The sequence below is a fragment of the Roseospira visakhapatnamensis genome, from assembly GCF_014197915.1.
In the GTDB taxonomy this organism is placed as follows: domain Bacteria; phylum Pseudomonadota; class Alphaproteobacteria; order Rhodospirillales; family Rhodospirillaceae; genus Rhodospira; species Rhodospira visakhapatnamensis.
In genome coordinates this window covers 265,472-287,395 of record NZ_JACIGK010000001.1, presented here as the reverse complement: position 1 = coordinate 287,395, position 21,924 = coordinate 265,472, and the positions used below count along the sequence as shown (strand labels likewise).

The 21,924-nt window shown below is 69.9% G+C and carries 17 protein-coding genes; 13 read left to right on the top strand and 4 right to left on the bottom strand.

Features of this window, described 5'->3' with window-relative positions; genetic code table 11:
• Positions 1-5: 5 nt before the first annotated feature.
• From GGD89_RS01160 to GGD89_RS01120, 9 genes are all read left to right on the top strand, one after another.
• The gene (locus GGD89_RS01160) at positions 6-3,266 is read left to right on the top strand and encodes an efflux RND transporter permease subunit (RefSeq protein WP_184042256.1); all 3,261 of its coding nucleotides are present in this window, start codon (positions 6-8) and stop codon (positions 3,264-3,266) included.
• Between the two features lie 70 nt (positions 3,267-3,336).
• Entirely contained in the window at positions 3,337-4,296 is a 960-nt protein-coding gene (locus tag GGD89_RS01155; protein ID WP_184042255.1) for a DNA methyltransferase, read from the top strand.
• A 1-nt stretch (position 4,297) separates the two neighbouring features.
• Positions 4,298-5,437, top strand: a complete 1,140-nt coding sequence (locus tag GGD89_RS01150; RefSeq protein ID WP_184042254.1) for a hypothetical protein — start codon at positions 4,298-4,300, stop codon at positions 5,435-5,437.
• 53 nt (positions 5,438-5,490) lie between these two features.
• On the top strand, positions 5,491-6,960 hold the full coding sequence (locus GGD89_RS01145; protein ID WP_184042253.1) for a leucyl aminopeptidase family protein: 1,470 nt from the start codon (positions 5,491-5,493) through the stop codon (positions 6,958-6,960).
• Between the two features lie 21 nt (positions 6,961-6,981).
• On the top strand, positions 6,982-7,617 hold the full coding sequence (locus tag GGD89_RS01140) for a LysE family translocator (RefSeq protein ID WP_184042252.1): 636 nt from the start codon (positions 6,982-6,984) through the stop codon (positions 7,615-7,617).
• Between the two features lie 103 nt (positions 7,618-7,720).
• On the top strand, positions 7,721-8,263 hold the full coding sequence (locus tag GGD89_RS01135) for a hydrolase (RefSeq protein WP_184042251.1): 543 nt from the start codon (positions 7,721-7,723) through the stop codon (positions 8,261-8,263).
• A gap of 291 nt (positions 8,264-8,554) precedes the next feature.
• On the top strand, positions 8,555-9,487 hold the full coding sequence (locus GGD89_RS01130; RefSeq protein ID WP_184042250.1) for a ribose-phosphate pyrophosphokinase: 933 nt from the start codon (positions 8,555-8,557) through the stop codon (positions 9,485-9,487).
• Between the two features lie 209 nt (positions 9,488-9,696).
• Complete coding sequence (locus tag GGD89_RS01125) at positions 9,697-10,890, top strand: EndoU domain-containing protein (protein ID WP_184042249.1); 1,194 nt, start codon at positions 9,697-9,699, stop codon at positions 10,888-10,890.
• Positions 10,891-11,193: 303 nt separating this feature from the next.
• The gene (locus GGD89_RS01120; RefSeq protein ID WP_184042248.1) at positions 11,194-13,080 is read left to right on the top strand and encodes a DUF4153 domain-containing protein; all 1,887 of its coding nucleotides are present in this window, start codon (positions 11,194-11,196) and stop codon (positions 13,078-13,080) included.
• 18 nt (positions 13,081-13,098) lie between these two features.
• Here the strand turns inward: GGD89_RS01120 and GGD89_RS01115 are convergent, their stop codons facing one another.
• The 4 genes from GGD89_RS01115 to GGD89_RS01100 form a co-directional block, all read right to left on the bottom strand.
• On the bottom strand, positions 13,099-14,133 hold the full coding sequence (locus tag GGD89_RS01115) for a DnaJ C-terminal domain-containing protein (RefSeq protein ID WP_184042247.1): 1,035 nt from the start codon (positions 14,131-14,133) through the stop codon (positions 13,099-13,101).
• 113 nt (positions 14,134-14,246) lie between these two features.
• Positions 14,247-15,497: a D-amino acid dehydrogenase gene (locus tag GGD89_RS01110; RefSeq protein WP_184042246.1), complete on the bottom strand. Its 1,251-nt coding sequence runs from the start codon at positions 15,495-15,497 to the stop codon at positions 14,247-14,249.
• Positions 15,498-15,540: 43 nt separating this feature from the next.
• A complete protein-coding gene (locus GGD89_RS01105) occupies positions 15,541-15,882 on the bottom strand; it encodes a tRNA-binding protein (protein WP_184042245.1) in 342 nt (113 codons plus the stop codon).
• A gap of 161 nt (positions 15,883-16,043) precedes the next feature.
• Entirely contained in the window at positions 16,044-16,547 is a 504-nt protein-coding gene (locus tag GGD89_RS01100; RefSeq protein WP_184042244.1) for a hypothetical protein, read from the bottom strand.
• 602 nt (positions 16,548-17,149) lie between these two features.
• Here GGD89_RS01100 and GGD89_RS01095 point away from each other — a divergent pair.
• The 4 genes from GGD89_RS01095 (at position 17,150) to GGD89_RS01080 (ending at position 21,906) form a co-directional block, all read left to right on the top strand.
• A complete protein-coding gene (locus tag GGD89_RS01095) occupies positions 17,150-18,814 on the top strand; it encodes a tetrathionate reductase family octaheme c-type cytochrome (RefSeq protein WP_184042243.1) in 1,665 nt (554 codons plus the stop codon).
• Positions 18,815-18,866: 52 nt separating this feature from the next.
• Positions 18,867-19,511, top strand: coding sequence for a cytochrome b/b6 domain-containing protein (locus GGD89_RS01090; RefSeq protein WP_221238270.1), 645 nt, complete (start codon positions 18,867-18,869; stop codon positions 19,509-19,511).
• A gap of 158 nt (positions 19,512-19,669) precedes the next feature.
• The gene (locus GGD89_RS01085) at positions 19,670-20,863 is read left to right on the top strand and encodes an acyl-CoA dehydrogenase (protein WP_184042241.1); all 1,194 of its coding nucleotides are present in this window, start codon (positions 19,670-19,672) and stop codon (positions 20,861-20,863) included.
• A 74-nt stretch (positions 20,864-20,937) separates the two neighbouring features.
• Positions 20,938-21,906 (top strand): hypothetical protein, encoded by a 969-nt coding sequence (locus GGD89_RS01080; RefSeq protein ID WP_184042240.1) that lies wholly within the window; start codon positions 20,938-20,940, stop codon positions 21,904-21,906.
• The last annotated feature ends 18 nt before the right edge of the window (positions 21,907-21,924 follow it).

Sequence of the window (21,924 nt, the reverse complement as noted above, 5' to 3'; positions counted from 1 at the left end):
GGACCATGACCCTCGGCCTGTCGGGTCGCCTGACCCAAGCCTTCATTCGCTCGCCCCTCACGCCCTTGCTGCTGCTGGCCGCCGTGGTGGTCGGCCTGCTCGCGCTGGTCTCGGTGCCGCGCGAGGAGGAGCCGCAGATCTCCGTGCCCATGGTGGACATCCTGGTGACCGCCGACGGCCTGCGCGCGGTGGACGCCGCCGAACTGGTCACCAAGCCGCTGGAGGACATCGTCAAGGGCATCGACGACGTGGAGCACGTCTACAGCCAGACGGTGGACGACCATGTCACGGTGACCGCCCGGTTCAACGTCGGCACCGACGAGGACCTGGCGATGCTGCGGGTGCACGAGACCATCCGCGCCAACATGAGCCGGATCCCCCTGGGCATTCCCGAACCCCTGATTGTCGGGCGGGGCATCAACGACGTACCCATCGTCGTCCTCACCCTGTCGCCCGAGCCGGCGGTCGCCGACCGCTGGACCGACGCCGGGCTGCACGCGGTGGCCGAGGAACTGCTGATCGAGTTGATCAAGGTCCCGGACGTCGGGCTCACCTTCCTGGTGGGCGGCCGGCCCGAGCAGATCCGCGTGGAGCCCGACCCGGTGCGCCTGTCGCTGTACGGGATCACCCTGAACCGGCTGGTGGAAAAGCTGGAGCACGCCAACCGCTCGGTCCGCCTGGGCCGGCTGCGCGAGGCCGGAACCAGCGTGCCGGTGGTCGCCGGCCAGACCCTGCAAGGGGTGGCGGACATCGGCGACCTGCTGCTGACCAGCCACGACGGCCGCCCGGTCTATGTCAAGGACGTGGCGACCGTGGTGGTCGGTACCCGGCCCGACGACCACCGGGTATGGCAAATCGCGCCGGCGGCCGGGGTGGACGAGGGCGAGGGCGAGGGCGGCGACAGCATCACGGCGGTGCCCGCCGTCTCCATCGCCCTGGCCAAGCGCAAGGGCGCCAACGCCGTGGTGGTGGCCGACGCCCTGCTGGAGCGGCTGGAGACCCTGCGGGGCCGCGTGGTCCCGGACGGCCTGCATGTCGAGGTCACGCGCAACTACGGCGAAACGGCGCTGGAGAAGTCCAACGAACTGCTGTTCCACCTGGCGCTGGCCACGGTGTCCATCGTCGCCCTGATCACCCTGGCCATCGGCTGGCGCGAGGGGCTGGTGGTGGCCGTGGTCATTCCCACCACCATCCTGCTGACCCTCTTCGCCGCCTGGATGATGGGCTACACCATCAACCGGGTGAGCCTGTTCGCCCTGATCTTCTCCATCGGCATCCTGGTGGACGACGCCATCGTCGTGGTGGAGAACATCGCCCGCCACTGGGCCATGAAAGACGACCGCTCGGTGCTGCAAAAGGCCATCGAGGGCGTCGCCGAGGTGGGCAACCCGACCATCGTCGCCACCCTGACCATCGTCGCCGCCCTGTTGCCGATGATGTTCGTCTCCGGCCTGATGGGGCCCTACATGAGCCCCATCCCCGCCAATGCCTCGGCGGCCATGATCTTTTCCTTTTTCGTGGCCGTCATCCTGACGCCCTGGCTGTTGGTGAAGGTGGCCGGCCGGCGCGCCGGACGGATGGCCGACTCCGGCGGCCAGGGCCATGACGAGGAAGGACGGCTCGGCCGCCTGTACCGGCGCATCGCCGGGCCGCTGCTCAAGGGCCGACTGCGCGCCTGGGTGTTCCTGATCGCCGTGGGCGTGGGCACGGTGGCCGCCTGCCTGCCCTTCTATACCCAGGACGTGACCGTCAAGCTGCTGCCCTTCGACAACAAATCGGAGCTTCAGGTGGTGCTCACCCTGCCCGACGGCGCCCCCCTGGAGGAGACCGAGCGGGTGCTGATGGACGCCGCCCGGCGGCTCGCCGACCTGCCGGAGCTGACCTCGGTGCAACTGCACGCGGGCACGGCCGCGCCCTTCACCTTCAACGGACTGGTGCGGCATGCCTACCTGCGGGCGGCGCCCAACCTTGGCGACCTGCAAGTCAACCTGACTCCCAAGCACCACCGGGAGCGCGCCAGCCACGCCATCGCGCTGGACGCGCGCGACCGTCTGGCCGACCTGCCCCTGCCCGAGGGCGCGGCCCTCCAGGTGGTGGAGGTGCCGCCCGGACCGCCGGTGCTGGCCACCCTGCTCGCCGAGATCTACGGCCCCGACGCCGAAACCCGCCGCGCCGTCGCCGATCGGGTCAAGGCCATCTTCCGCGACGTGGATTTCATCGTCGACCTCGACGACTCCTGGGGCGACCCGACCGAGCGCCTGCGCCTGGCCATCGACCAGCAGGCCTTGGAGTTCCACCGCGTCGAGGAAGAGGCCGTCTACGACACCCTCCAGGCGCTGCTGGGCGGGGTCAGCGTCGGCTACTCCCATCGCGGCCACGGCATCGACCCCATCGAGATCGCCGTGCGCCTGCCCCGCGCCGGCCTGGCTCCAGGCGAGCACCTGATGAGCACCCCGGTTCCCGGCCTGGACGGCATCGTTGAACTGGGCGACGTGGTGACCGAGGTCCGCGAGACCACCTCCCACACCCTGTTCCGTCGCGACGGCCATTTCGTGGAAATGGTCATGGCCGATCTGGCGGGCCGTTTCGAGGCCCCCATCTACGGCATGCTGGCGGTGCAGGAGCGGATCGCGGCCACCGACTGGGACGCCCTGGGGCTGCCGGCGCCCACCCTCCGCCTGCACGGCCAGCCCGAGGACGACGGCACGCCCACCCTGCTGTGGGACGGGGAGTGGGAGATCACCTACGTCACCTTCCGCGACATGGGCGCGGCCTTCGGCGTGGCCATCCTGGGGATCTACCTGCTGGTCGTGGCCCAGTTCGGGTCCTTCAAGGTGCCGCTGCTGATCCTGGTGCCGGTGCCCCTGACCCTGATCGGCATCGTCGCCGGCCACTGGCTGTTCGACGCGCCGTTCACGGCGACCTCGATGATCGGCTTCATCGCCCTGGCCGGGATCATCGTGCGCAACTCCATCCTGCTGGTGGACTTCATCCGCCATCGCCAGCCCAGCGCCTCGTGCCTGCGGGAGGCCCTGCTGGACGCCGGCGCCATCCGCTTCAAGCCCATCCTGCTCACCGCGCTGGCGGCCATGATCGGCGGCGCGTTCATCCTGGCCGACCCCATCTTCCAGGGACTGGCGCTGTCGCTGGTGTTCGGGCTGGCGTCCTCCACGGCGCTCACCCTGCTGGTGATCCCGGCGATCTATGTTGTGCTGCGGGATGACGGGACGGCGTTCGCCGGTAAGAGTGAAAGGACAACCGCATGACCGGCGCTTGACGAACGTGGTCAATGCGAGTCTCCTACCCGAAAGAATCGGTTTGCTGCGGAGAGGACCTGTGCCAAAGACGCGCTCACTGCATCTTATCCAGGCCGTTCCCGAAACAGACGAGGATGTCGCCGACACGGCAGAGCAACGCGATCCGGCATTCCTGACCGACGTCCTTGATGCGGGAGTGGTTCAGGGCGACGCCTCCGTTCTCCTGCGGAGGCTTCACAGAGACAGCGTCGACCTCTTCTTCTTGTCGCCACCCTATGCGGATGCGCGGACCTACAGTGAAATTCATCCTGATCGCTACGTTGAGTGGTTTTTGCCTTTCGCGCGCGCCATGTTTGACGCGACGAAACAATCGGGCAGCATGATCGTGAACATCAAGAACCGCGTCGCAAGTCGCGGTCCTCTGAAAGGGCAGCGCCATCCTTACGTATATCAACTGGTTCTCGCCCTTCAGCACATGGGGTGGCGCTGGATCGAGACCTACATTTGGGCCAAACCGAACGCGGTGCCCGGACGTTTCGGCCCACGCGCCAAGGATGCTTTCGAGTACGTCTACCATTTCGCACGAGGATCAAAGCCTTACTTCGACCTGAATGCCGTCCGGGTTCCGTACCGCGCCGACACGGCCGAAATCGCGCGACGCAAGCTTGACACTCACGGTCGCAGAAACACCGCAGCGGGCTTTGGTCGCGACCGAACGAAAACATACCTTCTTGGTGGCGCAGACCCAGGGAATGTCGTGAGCGTTCCTCAGACTTACAATCAGCATCATGGTGTCGCCCATACCGCTGCGATGCCGGAAGGACTGGCCGCGTTCTTCGTCCAGGCCGCATGCCCTGAGGGTGGGGTGGTTCTTGATCCCTTCGCGGGCAGTGGGACCACGGTCGTCGTTGCTAAACGATACGGACGTATGGCCGGCGGCTTCGAGCTTCACGAAGACTTCGTGAAGGAGGCCACACGTCGGATCAAAGCGGATATTGCGGAAGACTTGCCTGGCCAGCCTTTGAGGGTCGACGGCTAACATGATAAGCGTTCAAGATACCATTCGGTCAATCGTTGAAGCCGAGACCTGGGCGCATCGTATCGCACAACTGCGCCTAGTCCCTCAACGGCACGGGACAGGCGACCATATTGCCGTGTACGCCGAGGTTGCGCGTGAACTGTACCTGCCGCACCTGACCCCAGACTTCGCATTCATCCATGTCGCCCCGTTTTATGACCGTGACCACTTCTTCGCGGCGTACGAGGCCGCCAGCCAAAAGACCCAAGGGTTCTCGGATGTTTCGGAAGACACCTTGTCGCGGGTCCTCATGGAATGCCCGACATCGCTGCTTGTGTTCCGCACGATCTTGGGTCTGACCAAGGAGGAATTCTCGCACGCCACGGTTCTTGTCGCCGCAAACACGACGGGCGTGACGGTCACACCGTCCGTGATCGATGCGATGGAGCGCACCGACCCGGATCGGCCGGCCGTGTCAGTGCAATCAAAGTCACGTGAAAAACTCGAAGCCCAGACCCAGGCGTTGGCCCGAACCATAACGGACGTCATGAGCAGGTCTTTGTTCGGACCACCCCCGGCGTCTATGAGACTCAAGCAATGTAAACCCGACACAGATCAACGATGGGATTCTGTCCGTCGTTTCTCCGAGGAAGGTGTTCCTTTTGAGGTTTTTCTCCACCAGCGACACTACGGCGGTGCTTTCCGTCAGGTTCTGGACGCTACATCTTCACTCCGTGGCAACATGATAGAAGATGCGGTTGAACGACTCTATAAAGAACATGGAATATCCTTCATCCGAACCGGAAGCCACAATCAGGCGGAGATCGCCGAGCGTTTCGAGGTTCGCGTCACACCAGCGCCCGATTTTGTTGTCTTCGATCCCATCGATGGTGGATTGCGGGCAATATTGGAGTGTAAGGGCACCAACAACGGTGGCACGGCTCGCGACAAGGCGTTGCGCTTTGCCCGCCTGCGAGAGGAGGCGGTTCGATTGGGCGGGATACCCCTGCTGGCCGTTCTCGGTGGTATCGGGTGGGCACGGATCAACGACGCGCTCGCGCCTGTGCTGCGCGACACGGATGGACGCGTGTTCACACTGTCCACCCTGTCCGCGATGATGGACGTCGCGCCATTCCCAACTCTCCGTCGCCGTCCCGACTGACCGTGAAACGGGACAGGATGGAGGGCCGTAGAGTTCGACCGGAGCCTCCCGCGATGACCCAAGACGCCGCCGCGCCCCTGGCTGCTCCCCTGGCTGCTCCCCTGGCCGCTCTCCTGGACCCGCCCTGCCTGGCGACCCTGGTGGAGGCGGCGGCGGGCGCGGTGCCCCTGATCTGCCTGCGCCCCCAGGATCTGGCGCCCTGGCGCGAGACCCAGCCGGCGGTTCGCGCCGCCTGGGTGGCCGCCGCCGGCTTCACGGGCAAGGCCGGCGAGACCTGCCCCCTGCCCGGAGACGGCGGCACCCGCGCCGGGGTGCTGGTGGGGCTGGGCGACGCGCCCGATCGCTGGGCGCTGGCCGGCCTGCCGACGACGCTGCCCCGGGCGACCTATGCCCTGGCCGACTCCCCGGCCACCCAGGCCCCGGGCTTCGGCGAGGCCGCCGCCGTGGCCTGGGCGCTGGGGGCGCATCGCTTCACCCGCTACCGCACCCGCGAGCCGGCCGCGCCGCCGGCCCGCCTGGCCTGGCCCGCCGAGGTCGACCGCGCCGTGGTGGTCCGCCGCGTCACCGCCGTGACCCTGACCCGCGATCTGGTCAACACGCCGGCCGCCGACATGGGACCGGCCGAGTTGGCCGGGGTCGCCCGCCTCCTGGCCGAACGCCACTGCGGCCGCGTCTTGGAGATCGTCGGCGATGCCCTGCTGGACGAGAACTGGCCCGCCGTGCACGCTGTCGGCCGGGCCAGCGCCCGGGCGCCGCGCCTGCTGGACCTGCGCTGGGGCGAGGAGGACCACCCCCGCGTGACCCTGGTGGGCAAGGGGGTGGTGTTCGACTCCGGCGGCCTGGACCTGAAGCCCTCCGCCGGCATGCAGATCATGAAAAAGGACATGGGCGGCGCGGCCCACGCCCTGGGGCTGGCCCACGCGGTCATGAGCGCGCGGCTGCCGGTGCGGCTGCGGGTGCTGATCCCGGCGGTGGAGAACGCGGTGTCGGGTGACAGCTTCCGGCCGCTGGACGTGCTGTCCACGCGCAAGGGCCTGACCGTGGAGGTGGGCAACACCGACACCGAGGGCCGGCTGGTGCTGGCCGACGCCCTGGCCGAGGCGGATGCCGAACACCCCGCCCTGCTGCTGGACCTGGCGACCCTGACCGGCGCCGCCCGGGTCGCCCTGGGACCGGACGTCCCGGCGCTGTTCAGCCGCGACGACGCCCTGGCCTTCGACCTGCTGGCCGCCGGCGAGGCGACGGGCGAGTCCCTCTGGCGCCTGCCGCTGCACGCCGGCTATCGGGCGCTGCTCGACAGCCCGGTGGCCGACCTGAACAGCACCGGCAGCGGCCCCCACGCCGGGGCCATCACGGCGGCGCTGTTCCTGGCCGAGTTCGTCTCGCCGGACACCCCCTGGGCCCATGTGGACCTGTTCGCCTGGGCGCCCAAGGCGCGCCCCGGCCGGCCCGAGGGCGCCGCCGCCCAGGGCCTGGACGCCCTGTTCACCGTCATCGAACGGCGCTTCGCCCGCACGGGGTAGACACGCAAGGAGACCGTCGCGATGGACCTCTCCGACATCCTCGCCTTCGCCCTGGTGGCGGGGCTGCTGGCCCTGACCCCCGGGCCGAACGGCCTGCTGGTCGCGCGCACCGTGCCGACCTCGGGCAAGGCCGCCGGCTTCGCCACCGTGCTGGGCATCGCCGCCGCGTTTTACCTGCACGGGGCGCTGTCCATCCTCGGCCTGTCGGTGATCCTGCTGCACTCGGCGACCCTGTTCCTGGTGCTCAAGATCGCCGGCGCCGCCTATCTGTGCTGGATCGGCGCCAAGGCGCTGTGGGCCGCCTGGACGATGGGCACCGCGCCCACCGGCCCGGTGGTCCCGGCGACGCGGCGGCGTACCCTGGCCCGGGCGGCGGCCGAGGGTTTTCTGACCAATGCCCTCAATCCCAAGGTGGCGCTGTTCTACCTGGCGGCCTTCCCGCAGTTCCTGCCCGCCGGCAGCGACTCCGCCTGGAGCGCCCTGGGCCTGGTGGTGCTCCATTCGGTGATCACCACCGCCTGGCTGTCCAGCCTGGTGCTGTTCTTCGGCCGCCTGACCGCCGCCACCGGCTCGCCCCGGTTCAGGCGCTGGGTCCAGGCGGTCACGGGCGCCGTTTTCGTCGCCTTCGGGGTGCACCTGGCGACCTGGAGGCCGTAGGGGGGCGACCGGGCGCCGGGCGCGGCGGGGTCGTCGTCGCCTTGCAACCCGCCGTCACCCGCGCCAGGGTAGGCGCTCCCTGTCCCCTTCAGGAGCACGCCCCATGCTGATGCGCGCCGAGACCTCCGCCCTGATCGTCGTCGATGTCCAGGAGCGTCTGTGCCCGGTGATCGACGACCCCCGCCGGGTGCTGTTCAACGGCGCGCGGCTGCTGAAGGGCGCGGCCGTGCTCGACGTGCCGGTGCTGTGCACGGAGCAGTACCCCAAGGGCCTCGGGCCGACCATGATCGACCTGCGCGCGCTGCTGCCCGAGGGCGCGGTGGTGGAGAAGACCCGCTTCGGCAGTTGGGACGAGGCCGCCGTTCGCGACCGCTGGCGGGCGCTGGACCGCGCCCAGGCCGTCATCTGCGGCACCGAGGCCCATATCTGCGTCCTGCAAACGGCGCTGGGGATGCGCGCGGCCGGCGTCGACGTGTTCGTGATCGCGGATGCCTGCGGGTCCCGCGACCCGAACAACGAGCGCGCGGCCATGGCCCGGCTGGCGGCGGCCGGTTGTCAGGTCGTCACCACCGAGATGGTCCTGTTCGAGTGGCTGGGCGGCAAGGATCATCCGCGCTTCAAGGACATCAACGCCCTGGTGCGGTAGGGGGACCGCCCCGCCACGCGGTACGGTTTCTCGTATACAGTCCGGCACGAATCGAGCGCAGACCCCGCCCCAAGATCCGACACCGGCGGGACCATGCCATGTGACAAAGCCGTGACTGCCGTGTTGTGAGCCCGAACCCCCATTGCTATAGTCCGCGCGCCCGACGCCGGGGTGATCGATGTCGGCGCGCACCACCGGTCGGGCACGCCCATCGGGCAGCGGTGCCGCGTTCGCATGTGGTTGTCCCGCCTCTTTCCGCCGCCGCCTTCTCGCCCGTGGGGACCCTGGCCGATGAAACTCGTGGCCTGCAACGGCAACCGTCCGCTGTCCGAAGCCATCGCCGCCTACCTGAACATCGAACTGACCGACGCTTCCGTCCGACGATTCTCGGACATGGAGGTGTTCGTCGAAATCCACGAAAACGTGCGCGGCGAGGATGCTTTTGTCCTTCAGCCCACGTCCTACCCGGCCAACGACAACCTCATGGAGCTGTTGGTCACCCTGGACGCCCTGCGGCGCAGTTCCGCCCGGCGCATCACGGCCGTGATTCCTTATTTTGGGTATGCCCGGCAGGATCGCAAGACCTCGCCCCGCACGCCCATCACGTCCAAGCTGGTGGCCAACGTCATCACGGTCGCGGGCGCCAACCGGGTGGTCACCCTGGACCTCCATTCCGGCCAGATCCAGGGCTTCTTCGACATCCCGCTGGACAACCTGTTCAGCGCGCCGGTGTTCTCCAAGGACATCCTGGAGCGTTATCCCGGCGAGCGGCCGATGATCGTGTCCCCCGACGTGGGCGGCGTGGTGCGCGCCCGTGGGCTGGCCCGGCGCATCGATGCCGACCTGGCGATCATCGACAAGCGGCGCGAGCGCGCCGGCGTGTCCGAGGTGATGAACATCATCGGCGACGTGCGCGGCCGCATGTGCATCATGGTGGACGACATCGTCGATTCCGCCGGCACGCTGTGCAACGCCGCCCTGGCCCTTAAGGAGGCCGGCGCGGTCTCGGTCAGCGCCTATGTCACGCATGGCGTGCTGTCGGGCGGCGCGGTGGCGCGGGTCACCTCCTCGCCGCTGGACAGCCTGGTGATCACCGACAGCATCCAGGCCACCGAGGCCATGCGGCTGGCCAAGAACGTGCGCCAGTTGACCATCGCGCCCCTGATCGCCGAGGCGGTCCAGCGCATCAGCGACGAGCGGTCGGTCTCCAGCCTGTTCGATTGACGCGCGGCGGCGCGCGCCGTCGATCCGTCCCCATCACCCCGTCATGGCCCGCGACGCCCGCCCGCGTCGCGGGTCTTGGCGTGTCCGGTCCCCGGCCGATGCCCGTCCCATTCCCGCCCCATTCCCGCCACGCTGTCGTGCATCCTGGCGGTCGCGTTTTCTGTCCCCCACCCTTTCACTGATTCACTGAAGACCGGAGGGTCGAGACCATGATCTCCCGTATCCGCGTCCCCGCGCCCGTCACGGTGGGCGCCGCCGCGCTGGTCGCGCTGGGCACGCTCGCGCTCCGGCCGGCGCAGGCCGCCGTGGCCATCGAGGGCACGTTCGAGGCCCGCGCCGCCTGCCCCGCCTACCAGAGCTTCAACGACGGTACCAACCCCGGCGACGTGGCCCTGCGGCCGGGCACCACCTACGGCGCCTTCGAGATCAACCAGCCGAACGGCGGCTGGGTGCGCCTGCGCGTGCCCGGCGCCGCGCCCCTGGACCGCTGGGTCGCGCGCGAGTGCGGAGTGCTGGCGGTGACCTCGCCGGCCGGACCGGATCCCACCGTGTCCCTGGCGCCGGCCCTCGCCGACGCGCCCCTGGGCGCGACCGCCCCGATGGACGATCCGGCCATGACGGGCGATGACGCGGCCGACCCCGCCGTGCCCGGCGACGGCCTGGTGCCCCTGATGAACAACACGGTGGTCGCCGCCTCCCCGGCGGAGCCGTTCCCCTGGTTCTTCGACCGCATCGACGACGGTGCCGAGGACCGTACCCCACCGCCGCCGGTCCTGGGGCAGGTCGACTTCTCGGTGCTACGTCTGTGCGGCGACTGGGGCGACACGCCCACCGCCGCCGACTTCCGGATCTTCCTGGAGGAACACCCCGGTCTGCGCAACACGCTGGTCACCACCCTCAGCGGCTCTCCCGACGCCGGCGACGAAGACCTGGTCGGCGCCTGGTTCGACGCCGACGGCTTCCGCCATGTGTTCTGCGGCGAACCCGACCAGCGCGTCGAGTCCGGCTGGAACCTGGGCGGGCTGCACTACATGGGCCGCTACGCTCAGGCGCAGCTGAACGGCTGGGCCGGCCTGCTGACGGGCGGCTGCTCGGTGATCGAGACGGCGCCGCCCATCTACACCCAGGGCGTGGTGTTTCGCGCGCCGGACGGCACCACGGGCGTGAAGTGCATCAACGGCTATGCCCTGGGGCTGACCGCGCCGGACATGCTGCACGAGATCACCAAGGCGACCGCCGACGCCCGCCGGCGCTTCGGCTCCAGCGGCCAGTACGCCTGCCGCCGGCAGATCCTGGACGACGGCCACAGCTACGAGGCGGTGTTCGTGATCCGCGACGGCGCCATCGTCACCTTCTATCCGGACGCGACTCCGGACGAGTCCCTGCCCTACTGCCAGGGTTAGGACGGACGCAGGGATGCGGGCGGGGGGCGTCCCCCGTCCCGCCGCCCGGACCACATCTGGACCACACCTCAGGACCGATCCAGACGCCCGATCAGGCACCCGATGGGAGCGGACAACCGAGCCGCCCCGGCGTGCCCGTGAGGACCGGCGGCCATAGCCCTCCCAAAGCCCCCAGGGCGAATGGGTTCAGTCGGCTTGCGTTCACGCCCAACCCTGGCATGATGCGCCCGGCGCCTCCCCGTCCAAAAAAGTGGCCCCAAGGGTGACGCGTCGTCCCGTTCCTGATCTGTGGAAACCAAGACCATGCCCACCCCACCCAACAAAGTGTTCGCGACTGTCGTACGCGGCACCGTCGCCTGGATCGAGGCCATTGGCGCTCATCCCATTCCCACGACCTGTGTGGTGGTCGCCGCCATCCTGTTGACCATGATGAACGTCGGGATCCCCGACGCCTGGGATCACGCCGTCCAGGTCCTGCTGGTCACCGCCGTGAGCGGCTTCTTCGGCACCCTCGCGCTGGAACTGGACCTGCGCCGCTCGTTCCCCATCCGGCGCCTGCGCTCCCTGTTCGCCCTGGTGCTGCTGGGGGTTCTGGTGGGCATCTTCTGGCCCGCGCCGACGACCGGCGAGACCTTCATCTACCAGGCGCTGATCTGGGGCGGCTCGCTGGCCATCCTGCTGGTGGCGGTGGCTTTCCGCCTGCCGTTCGAGATGTCGCGTCCCGACTCCGACCTGCTGGCCTGGTACAGCGGCCAGCGCTTCGTGATGGGCTGCGTGCTGGCCCTGGCCCTGGCGAGCCTGCTGGCCGGCGGCGTGATCAGTGCCTTGTACGCCGTCGAGGAACTCCTGTCCGTCAATGTTCCCGGCGAGGTCTACACGCAGATGTGGATCCTGGCGCTGGCCGTCATCTGGCCGATGGGGGTGATGGTCGAGGCGGAACGCGCCCTGCCCGTGAACACCAAGCTGCGCGCGCCGGTGCCGGAGCAGCCCCCGCGCTGGCTGGGCCTGGTGGTCGGCTGGGCGCTGATCCCGCTGTCGGTGGTCTTCACGATCATCCTGTACCTGTATCTGGCGCGGCTGGCGATCCTCGGCGAGATGCCGTCGGGCATGATCGCGCCGATCAGCGCCGGCTACCTCACCTTCGGCGCCGTGACCCATCTGGCGGCCCAGCCGCTGGCCCATGCCGGCCGGCCGCTGGCGCGCCTGTATCGCCGCGTGTTCCCGTTCACCATGCTGTTGCCGCTGGCGGCGCTGGCCTGGGCGCTGTGGGTGCGCATCGATGCCTATGGCGTCACCGAACCCCGCTTCCTGCTGGCCCTCGTCGCCGGCTGGCTGCTGCTGCTGTCGCTGGTGTGGATGCCCGGACAGCTGGTGTCGCCGTCGCGGCTGGCGGGCCTTCTGGGCGCGCTGCTGATGGTCGTCGGCGGCGGGCCGTGGGGCGCGGCCTCGGTGTCGCTCAACAGCCAGCGGGCGCAGTTCCTGGAGTTGCTGCGCGCCCATGACATGGTGATCGAGGAGGAAATCCCCGAGGAAGAGGTCACCGAGCCCGGCGTGACCATGCGGCGGACCGCCCTGCCCGCGTCCGAGGAAGCCCCGCCCTCGGCCGAAGACCAGGCGCGCATGATCGACATCCTGTACTTCTTCGACTCGCGCGCGTACTCCGGCTACCTGAGCGACCTGTTCCCGAACGAGCCCGAGGACGCCCGCGCCCAGGACCGCATCACCGCCCTGGCGCTGGACCGGACCCTGGCCAGCACCGGCCGCCGCGAGGTGAGCCTGGGGGTCGAGCCGGCGCGCGCCGGCCTGTCCACCGCCGGCTTCGACACCATGCTGCCGGTCACGCTGTGGCCCCCCGGGCAGCACACGGTGGACATCGGCGACGGCCGCACGGTGCGCGTCACCGGCCTGACCCTGGCCCTGGTCGAGGCCGGCGGCGAGGGCGACGTCGCCGAACGCACGCTGGTGACGCTTGACCTGGCGCCCATGGTCTCCGCCATCGTCGACGGCGAGGACAACACCGCCTTCGCCGAGGGCGTCGTGACGGTGGCGGCGGAGCGGATGGAGGTCACCGCCGAGGACGGCGGCTGGCGGCTGCGGCTGCTGGTCAACAACATGACGGTGGTGGAACGCGACGACCTGCGCAGCCTCACCCACCTGGACGGCGTGCTGTTGCTGGCCCAGCCGGAGTAAACGGGACGGCGGCGCCGGTCACGACCCCGGCGCCGCCGGATCCTCCAGATCAGCGCGAGCGTCGCGGGCGTTGGCCGGGCGCCAGCCGCGCAGGAACTGTCGCAGGCGCTCGTCCGCCGGGTCGTCGATGACGACGCGCAGGCGCACCAGTTGGTCGCCGCGCGCGCCGGCCGGCCCGTCCTTCCGGGGCGCGCCCTTGCCCTTCAGACGCAGGACGGCGCCGGCGTTGGAGCCCTCGGGCACGGTCACGGCGACCCGGCCGTCCACCGTGGGCACGGTGATCCTGGCGCCCAGCACCGCCTCCGACAGCAAGACCGGCACCTCGGCGATCACGTCGTCGCCCTGACGGCGGAACACCGGGTGATCGCGCACCAGGATTTCGACCAGCGCGTCACCGGCGTCGCCGCCATGGCTGCCGGCCTTGCCCTGGCCGCGCAGGCGCAAGGTGCTGCCGCTTTCGGTGCCCGGCGGGATGCGCACGTTGAGGGTGCGCCCGTTGGTCAACGAGATGCGCCGGGTGGCGCCCCGGATGGCCTCCTCGAAGGAGATGCGCAGACGGTACTGGGCGTCGCCGCCGCGCGCCGCCGGCTCGCGGCCCGCTCCCCCTCCCGCCCGGCCGCCGGAGCCGCGCTTGGCGGCCTGGGCGCGGGCGAAGATATCCTCGAAGGTCTCGGCCCCCTTGAACAGGTCGTCGAAGCGGAAGTGGGCGCCGCCATCACCGCCGCCGCCCCACCCTCCGCCGAAGCCCCCGCCGAAGCCGCTCCCGGCTCCCTGACCGGTCGCGCCCCCCCGGCGCGCGCCGGCCCCGCGGCCAAACCCGAACCCGCGCTCCTGACCGTTGGCGTCGATCTCGCCGCGATCGAAGCGGGCGCGCTTGGTGGCATCGGACAGCAGGTCATAGGCCGCGTTCACCTCCTTGAAGCGGTCCTCGGCCCGGGGGTCCTTGGTGTTGACATCCGGGTGAAGCGTGCGCGCCAACGCGCGATAGGCACGCTTGATGTCCTCGGCGGACGCCTCGCGGTCGACGCCGAGGAGAGCATAGGGATCCTTCATGGCCGTGAATCCCTCTCGGGGCTCCCTGATCGAGATGCGAAGTCTTGGCGCCAATATAGGGTGGCGCCGGGTCGCCAGCCAGGGGGCCGGCCACGCCGAAGCAGGGACGCCGCTCAGTCCCCGATCGGCACCGCCGGCTCGCGTCCGGCCAACACATCGGCGGTGACCTGGGCGGAGCCGCAGGCCAGGGTCCAGCCCAGGGTGCCATGCCCGGTGTTCAGCAGCAGGTTGTCGAACCCCGGTGCCCGGCCCAGCAACGGCACCGACCCGGGCGTGGCCGGGCGCAGGCCGCACCACGGGTCCGGGTCGTCGTAGTTTCCGCCGCGCGGAAACAGCGCGCGGGCATTGCGCAGGGTCAGCGCCACCCGCGCCGGGTTCAAGGTGGTGCCCCAGCCCTCCAGCGCGGCGGTTCCGGCGCAGCGCAGCCGGTCGCCCAGGCGCGAGAACACCATCTTCTGTTCGTCGTCGGTGACGCTGACGGTGGGGGCGCCGTCGTATCCGCGCGTATCCAGGGTGATCGAATAGCCCTTGGCCGGATAGACCGGCAGCCGCAGCCCCAGCGGCCGCGTCAGACGGGGCGAGAGGCTGCCGAGGGCCAGCACCACCGCGTCGCCCTCCAGCCGGCCCCGGTCGGTGCGCACCGCCGCCACCCGGTCGCGGGCGCGGCCCCGGCCGCGCTCCAGGCCGGTGACCGCCGTGCCGTACATCAGGCGCGCGCCCAGCCGCCGGGCGTGCTCCGCCATGGCCCGGGTGAAAGCGTGGGCGTCGCCGCTTTCGTCCCCGGGACTGTAGAAGGCGCCGGCCAGCGTGGGCGCCACATGGGCCAGCGCCGGTTCCCGGGCCACCGCCTCCTCGATGCTGATGGCATGGCGGTCCAGCCCGGCGGCGCTCATGACGGCACCGGCGCGGCGCGCCTGCTCCAGGCTGCGGCGCTGGCGATAGATGTGCAGGATGCCCTCGGTACGGGCATCGTAGCGCAGGTCCAGGTCGGCCCGCAGCTCCACCAGGCGCTGGCGACTGTCCAGGGCCAGGCGCACCAGGCGGTCCAGGTTGCGGGCCTGCCGGGCGGGCGGGCAGTTGGCCAGGAACCGCAGGCCCCAGGCCCAGAACGCCGGGTCCCACCGCGCCCAGCGGAGTTGCAGGGGCGCGTCGTCCCGCCCCAGCCAGGCCAGCAGCTTCAGCGGTGTCGAGGGACCGGCCCAGGGTTCGGCGTGGCTGGCGGCGATCTGGCCGCCGTTGGCGTAGCTGGCCTCCAGGCCAGGGCCGTCCCTTCGATCCACAAGGGTCACGGCGTGCCCCTCGCGCGCCAGGACATAGGCCGTCGTGGCGCCGATGACACCGGCGCCGAGAACCAGGACCCTCACGCTCTTCTCCCGCGCGGGAGCGAACCGGCCGTCCGCCCCCTGCTCAATACATGCGCCCGCCCAGGGGCACCTCGTGATCCGGACGCAGCAACACCACCTCGCCCGCGTCATCGGGCGTGCCCAGCACCAGGCACTCGCTCATGACCTTGCCGATCTGCTTGGGCGGGAAGTTCACCACCGCCAGCACCTGGCGGCCGACCAGCGCCTCGGGCGTGTAATGCCTGGTCACCTGGGCGGAGGTCTTGCGCTCGCCGATCCCGGGGCCGAAATCCACGCGCATCTTGATGGCGGGCTTGCGGGCCTCGGGAAAGGGCTCGGCGGCGACCACCCGACCGACGCGGATGTCCACCTTCAGAAAGTCCTCGACCCCGATGGTCTCGGGCATGCCCGCGCCTCCTCACCCCCGCGTGTCGTGATCAGGGGCGCATCGAAGCAGGCGGCGGTGCCGTCGTCAAGCGGGGCCGCCACGAGCCCGCCCGGACCTCAAGCGCGTGATCCGGACAGCTCCCGTGCGTCGAGACGGATGGTCCCCTTGACGGCGTCGTCTCACGAGCATCCGGTCCAGGGGACGTAACTCGCCGCCAGCGGCACGGTCCCCCGGGCGATGACGGCGCGGATGGCACTGACGCGATCGGCGCGGCGGCGCTGAATGCTCAAGTGACAGCGCCGGGTGTATTCCAGGAAATCGGCGCCCACCCTGGCGATGCGGGTCACCACGCCGGGATCGGACTCGCCATCCCGATCCACGCGGTCGTTGATGTGCAGGATATCGAAGTACAGCGAATCCGCGGCGTCGCGCAACACATGCTCGTCCTCGCCGCCAGAACCCGCGTCGGTGACGGGGGCGACCCGCGCCAACTGGTCGGCGTGGGCATGGACGAAGGCGCGGTACGCCTCCGCCTCCAGCGCCAGGAACCCCAGCTCATTGGTGATCACGCCCGCCTCGGGCGCGCGGCGGACCTGGGTGTCGAGCACGTTGCGCAACCGCGCCACCATGCGGCCGTGGTGCAACTCCAGCATGGCGATGATGTGGGCGGGCCGTGGCTCCATCGCCGACTCCCTTCCATCCCGTCGAGACCCTGGCTGACGTCAGCAACAATCTTGAGTCTACGCCGCCCGTCCCCCCTTCACCAGCGTCGCCGGTGTTGATCATGGCGGACCACCCCAGAACGCAGGCGTGCCACGAGTCCTCATGATTCTTGAGGGCTTGGATTGCGGATCGTCAATCGAAACCGGTGCTCGCCGTCCGATTCGGCGGCGTGAGACGGCGCCACGGCCTGCCCGCGATGGTCCGGGAGCGGTCGCGCGCCATCGTGAGCGACTGGAGCAACGACTCGGGAGGACGACTCGGGGAGACGACGCGGGGAGGGACCCGGACGGGGACTCGAGACGGGCGCGACAGCGGCGGGCGGACCACGAGAGGGTCGGGTCCCGCTCTCCCGGATCCCACGGCCCATGGCTCCGCGCGCGACCCGGTCCCTGGCCAAGTGCGTTCCATCAATGCGTTTCGCGAACGGTCCGGTTAGGTCCGTACGATGGGTCCATTCCCCTGCGGTTCATGGGGGTATGGCGCTGTCCCCGACCCAGCCGCCAGGTCGGGGATGCCGGCCCTCAACAACAAACAAACGGCGGTCAACAGGGAGAAAGCGACCATGACGGGAGGAGTCTGTCATCCCCCATCCTCGCGGGATCCACGCGTTCGGAAATCCCGCCCCCCCACGGCCCGCGCCGGCGTCCTGCTAGGTCTTGTCCTGGGCCTCGCGCTGTTCGGCCTGGTCGGCCCCCCTCGCGCCGCGCTGGCGGCCGGCGCCACCCCCATCGTCCACGGCGCCATCGACACCCCCCACGACTCAACGGCCGACCACACCGCCTACGAGGAGTTGACCGGACCGTTCACCGACGGTCCCTCGGTCACCGCCGCCTGCCTGCACTGCCACACCAACGCCGCCAAGCAGCTTCACCAGACCACCCATTGGACCTGGCATTACGACAACGCGCGCACCGGTCAGGCGGGACTGGGCAAGCGCAACGTGGTCAACAACTTCTGCATCTCCATCGAGAGCAACTGGCCGCGCTGCACCAGCTGCCACATCGGCTATGGCTGGGAGGACGCGAGCTTCGACCACGGCTCGGAAACCGCCGTCGACTGCCTGGTGTGCCACGACACCACCGGAACCTACACCAAGCCCGCCACCCTGGCCGGCCATCCCGACCCGGCCCTGGACCTGGCCGAGGTGGCGCGCAACGTGGGACCGACGTCGCGCGCCACCTGCGGCGCCTGCCACTTCAACGGCGGCGGCGAGGACGGCGTCAAGCACGGCGACCTCGACACCTCGCTGATCCAGCCGGACTTCGCGCTCGACGTGCACATGGACGCGAACGGCCTGAACTTCCAGTGCGCCACCTGCCACACCACCGGCGGGCACCAGGTCACCGGCAGCCGCTACGCCCCCACGGCCATCGACCCCGTGGGCATCGACGTCCCCGGGCACACCGACCAGACACGGGCCACCTGCGAAAGCTGCCACGGGCAGACGCCGCACGAGCGGCGCTCCAAGCTGAACGACCACACCGACCGGGTGGCCTGCCAGACCTGCCACATCCCCGCCTTCGCGCGGGGCGCGCGCATGACCAAGGTGCGCTGGGACTGGTCCACGGCCGGCCGCATGACCGCCGACGGCAAGCCCTTTCACGAGGAAGGCGCCCACGGATACACGACCTACACATCGAAGAAAGGGGACTTCGTCTGGGGCGCCGACGTGCCGCCGGACTATCGCTGGTTCAACGGCACCATCCGCTACACCAAGCCCGGCGACACCATCGACCCCGACGGCGTGGTCGTCCTGAACGCCGTCGAGGGCGCGGCCGACGATCCGGACTCCCGCATCTGGCCCTTCAAGGTGATGCACAGCCGCCAACCTTACGACGCCGGGCAGTCCGTGCTGGCCCTGCCGCATGTCTTCGGCAAGGACGACACGGCGTTCTGGACCAACTTCGACTGGCCCAAGGCACTGACCGCCGGCATGGCGGCCCAGCCGGTGCCGTTCTCCGGCGCTCACGACTTCGTGGACACCGAGACCTACTGGCCCATCACCCACATGGTGGCCCCCAAGGAGGAGGCGCTGAGCTGCAACGAGTGCCACGCCGGGAACGGCCGCCTGGCCGACCTGACGGGCTTCTACATGCCCGGGCGGGACACCTTCCCGTGGCTGACCACGGTCGGCTGGGGGCTGGCGGGGCTCACCCTGCTGGGCACCATCCTGCACGGCCTGATCCGCCTGGCCGCCTCGATCCGCGCGCGGGCGCGCCGCGGCTGACCCCTCACGAAAGGACGTCCCGATGCCTCATAGAGACAGGAAAGAATGCGTGATGGTGTTCAGCCGCTTCGAGCGGTTCTGGCACTGGTCGCAGGCGGCGCTGATCATCACCATGATGGTCACCGGGTTCGAGGTGAACGGCGCCTACGAATGGCTGGGCTACGAACGGGCCGCGCAGTGGCACCGCTTCGCCGCCTGGTTCCTGATCGGACTGTGGGTGTTCGTGCTGTTCTGGCACGCCATCACCGGGGAGTGGAAGCAGTACATCCCCACCCGGCGCGGCATCATGGCGGTGGTCCAGTACTACACCACCGGCATCCTGGATGCCTCGGTGCCGCATCCCTACCGGAAGACCCGCATGGCCAAGCACAATCCGTTGCAGCGCCTGGCCTATCTCGCGTTCAACGTGCTGATCTCGCCGGTCATCTGGATCTCCGGCCTGTTGTACATGTTCTACAACGACTGGGTCCGCACCGGTCTGGAGGGGCCGGTGACCCTGGGCGACGTGGCCCTGGTGCACACGGCGGCGGCCTTCGCCATGCTGGTCTTCTTCGTCGGCCACGTGTACCTGGCCGCCTTCGCCGGCAAGCCGTTCTACGCGTACCTCAAGGCCATGCTGACCGGCTATGACCTGCTGTACGTGGACCCGAACGACCCGCACGCCCCCGGCCGGCGACCACCCGATCGGTGCGGGTAAGTCCCGCCGCCGAAGAGCATGGGCCTGGGGCCGCGCGGGCGATCGCGCGGCCCCTCTTGCATGGCGGGTATGCGGAACTTGGACACACCCGCGCAACGCGGGCATAGTGCCCGGGTCGGACTGTCCGATCCGTGTTCGCGCCCCGCAGGAGCCTCCCCATGACCACCGCCCCCCCGCTCGTCTCCTGGGATGACATCCTGGACCTCGACGGCCTGTTGTCCGAGGACGAGCGCATGATCCGCGACAGCGCCCGCGCCTACTGCCAGGACAAGCTGATGCCCCGGGTGCTGAGCGCCAACCGGGACGAACGCTTCGACCCCGAGATCATGACCGAGATGGGGGCCATGGGCCTGCTGGGGCCGACGGTCCCCGAGGCCCTGGGCGGCGCCGGCGTCAACCACGTGGCCTATGGGCTGATCGCTCGCGAGATCGAGCGCGTGGACAGCGGCTACCGCTCGGCCATGAGCGTGCAGTCCTCGCTGGTCATGTATCCCATCCAGGCGTACGGCAGCCAGGATCAGAAGCACACCTGGCTGCCGCTGCTAGGCCGGGGCGACAAGGTGGGCTGCTTCGGCCTGACCGAGCCCGACCACGGCTCCGATCCGGCCGGCATGAAGACCCGCGCCGAGAAGATCGACGGCGGCTATCGCCTGACCGGCGCCAAGATGTGGATCACCAACAGCCCCATCGCCGACGTGGCCGTGGTGTGGGCGCGCTCCGAGGCCCATGGCGGACGCATCAAGGGCTTCCTGGTGGAGCGCGGCATGAAGGGCTTCTCCACCCCGAAGATCGCGGGCAAGTTCTCCTTGCGCGCCTCCATCACCGGCGAGATCGTGCTGGACGGCGTCGAGGTGCCCGAGGAGAACCTGTTGCCCGAGGCGACCGGGCTGGCGGGTCCCTTCGGCTGCCTCAACAAGGCGCGCTACGGCATCGCCTGGGGCGTGCTGGGCGCCGCCGAGTTCTGCTGGCACGCGGCCCGCCAGTACACCCTGGACCGCCACCAGTTCGGCCGCCCGCTGGCCGCCAACCAGCTCATTCAGAAGAAGCTGGCCGACATGCAGACCGAGATCACCCTGGGCCTGCACGCCATGCTGCGGGTGGGCCGCTTGCTGGACGATGGCCGCGCGGCGCCCGAGGCCATCTCGCTGGTCAAGCGCAACAACTGCGGCAAGGCGCTCGATATCGCCCGCATAGCCCGCGACATGCACGGCGGTAACGGCATCAGCGACGAGTTCCACGTCATCCGCCATGTGATGAACCTGGAGACCGTGAACACCTACGAGGGCACCCACGACATCCACGCCCTGATCCTGGGTCGCGCCCAAACCGGCCTGCAGGCGTTCACGGGATAGGGGCTCGGCCTTGAAGGGGACCCCGCGATGGCGCACTGTCCGGCGTCCCCCCAAGACCCCAGGATCGCCCCGCCATGAACGACGCCCTCAAGCTGCTCGACCGGCTGCTGCTGCGGCCCTTCGGCTATCGCATCACGCGCTCCGGACAGGTCAACCTGCGCCCCCTCGCCCACCCGGAGCGGCTCCGCGACCCGGACTCCCTGCTGGCCGCCAAGGCCCTGTTCGACCGGACCGGCAATGCCCCGGCGCCGGTGGCCCTGACGGTGATGGCGCGGACCTGCCTGCGCGACCCGCGCCGCGCCCGGCGCCATGACCTGGTGGACGACTCCCTGGAGACGGTGGTGCGCGCCTGCCTGGGATCGCTGGTGGCCAGCGTCAACCACGCCGCCGAGGCCGCCGGCCTGGAGGATCTGCGGGTGGAGGTGGACGACGACCACTCCGACGCCGACGCCCGCGCCTTGATCGAGGCCACGCTGTCCCGCCTGACGGTGCCCTGGACGCTGCGCACCGCCGAGGTGACGAAAGCCGGCCCGGTGATGCACGCCCAGTTCAAGCGCGCCGCCGGGGCCGACCGCCTGATCTACTTCGTCGAGGACGACTACCTGCACCAACCCGAGGCGGTGGCCTCCATGGTCGGCTTCTATCGCCAGGTACACGCCGCCACCGGCGGGCACCTGATGCTGCACCCGCAGGAACAGCGCGTGCTCTACACCCGTCACTACCCGAGCTACCTGGTGATGGGCGCGGATCGCCGCTGGCGCAGCACCGGCCACATGAGCCACACGCTGTTCACCCACGGGTCCGTGCTGCGCGACCACTGGACCCATTTCGAGAACACCCGCTACGTGGGCCACCCGAAACGGCGCGTCGCCCACCAGGGGGCGGAGCGCCGCACCACCAACCGGGTCCTCGACGTGCTGCCGGGCTTCTGCCCGGTGCCGGCGCTGGCCGCGCACTTCCAGGCCGAGGGCCTGTTGCCGCCGTTTTTCGACTGGCGTGCGCTGTACGACGCGCATCGGCCCGATGACGCCGGCGGCCCCTGAGGCGGACCGGTCGGTATC

Excerpts from the sequence above, each read along its gene's own strand:
- GGD89_RS01160 (WP_184042256.1), top strand. The coding sequence starts at position 6 with ATGACCCTCGGCCTGTCGGGTCGCCTGACCCAAGCCTTCATTCGCTCG.
- GGD89_RS01150 (WP_184042254.1), top strand. The coding sequence starts at position 4,298 with ATGATAAGCGTTCAAGATACCATTCGGTCAATCGTTGAAGCCGAGACC.
- GGD89_RS01145 (WP_184042253.1), top strand. The coding sequence starts at position 5,491 with ATGACCCAAGACGCCGCCGCGCCCCTGGCTGCTCCCCTGGCTGCTCCC.
- GGD89_RS01140 (WP_184042252.1), top strand. The coding sequence starts at position 6,982 with ATGGACCTCTCCGACATCCTCGCCTTCGCCCTGGTGGCGGGGCTGCTG.
- GGD89_RS01135 (WP_184042251.1), top strand. The coding sequence starts at position 7,721 with ATGCTGATGCGCGCCGAGACCTCCGCCCTGATCGTCGTCGATGTCCAG.
- GGD89_RS01130 (WP_184042250.1), top strand. The coding sequence starts at position 8,555 with ATGAAACTCGTGGCCTGCAACGGCAACCGTCCGCTGTCCGAAGCCATC.
- GGD89_RS01125 (WP_184042249.1), top strand. The coding sequence starts at position 9,697 with ATGATCTCCCGTATCCGCGTCCCCGCGCCCGTCACGGTGGGCGCCGCC.
- GGD89_RS01120 (WP_184042248.1), top strand. The coding sequence starts at position 11,194 with ATGCCCACCCCACCCAACAAAGTGTTCGCGACTGTCGTACGCGGCACC.
- GGD89_RS01115 (WP_184042247.1), bottom strand. The coding sequence starts at position 14,133 with ATGAAGGATCCCTATGCTCTCCTCGGCGTCGACCGCGAGGCGTCCGCC.
- GGD89_RS01105 (WP_184042245.1), bottom strand. The coding sequence starts at position 15,882 with ATGCCCGAGACCATCGGGGTCGAGGACTTTCTGAAGGTGGACATCCGC.
- GGD89_RS01100 (WP_184042244.1), bottom strand. The coding sequence starts at position 16,547 with ATGGAGCCACGGCCCGCCCACATCATCGCCATGCTGGAGTTGCACCAC.
- GGD89_RS01095 (WP_184042243.1), top strand. The coding sequence starts at position 17,150 with ATGACGGGAGGAGTCTGTCATCCCCCATCCTCGCGGGATCCACGCGTT.
- GGD89_RS01090 (WP_221238270.1), top strand. The coding sequence starts at position 18,867 with ATGGTGTTCAGCCGCTTCGAGCGGTTCTGGCACTGGTCGCAGGCGGCG.
- GGD89_RS01085 (WP_184042241.1), top strand. The coding sequence starts at position 19,670 with ATGACCACCGCCCCCCCGCTCGTCTCCTGGGATGACATCCTGGACCTC.
- GGD89_RS01080 (WP_184042240.1), top strand. The coding sequence starts at position 20,938 with ATGAACGACGCCCTCAAGCTGCTCGACCGGCTGCTGCTGCGGCCCTTC.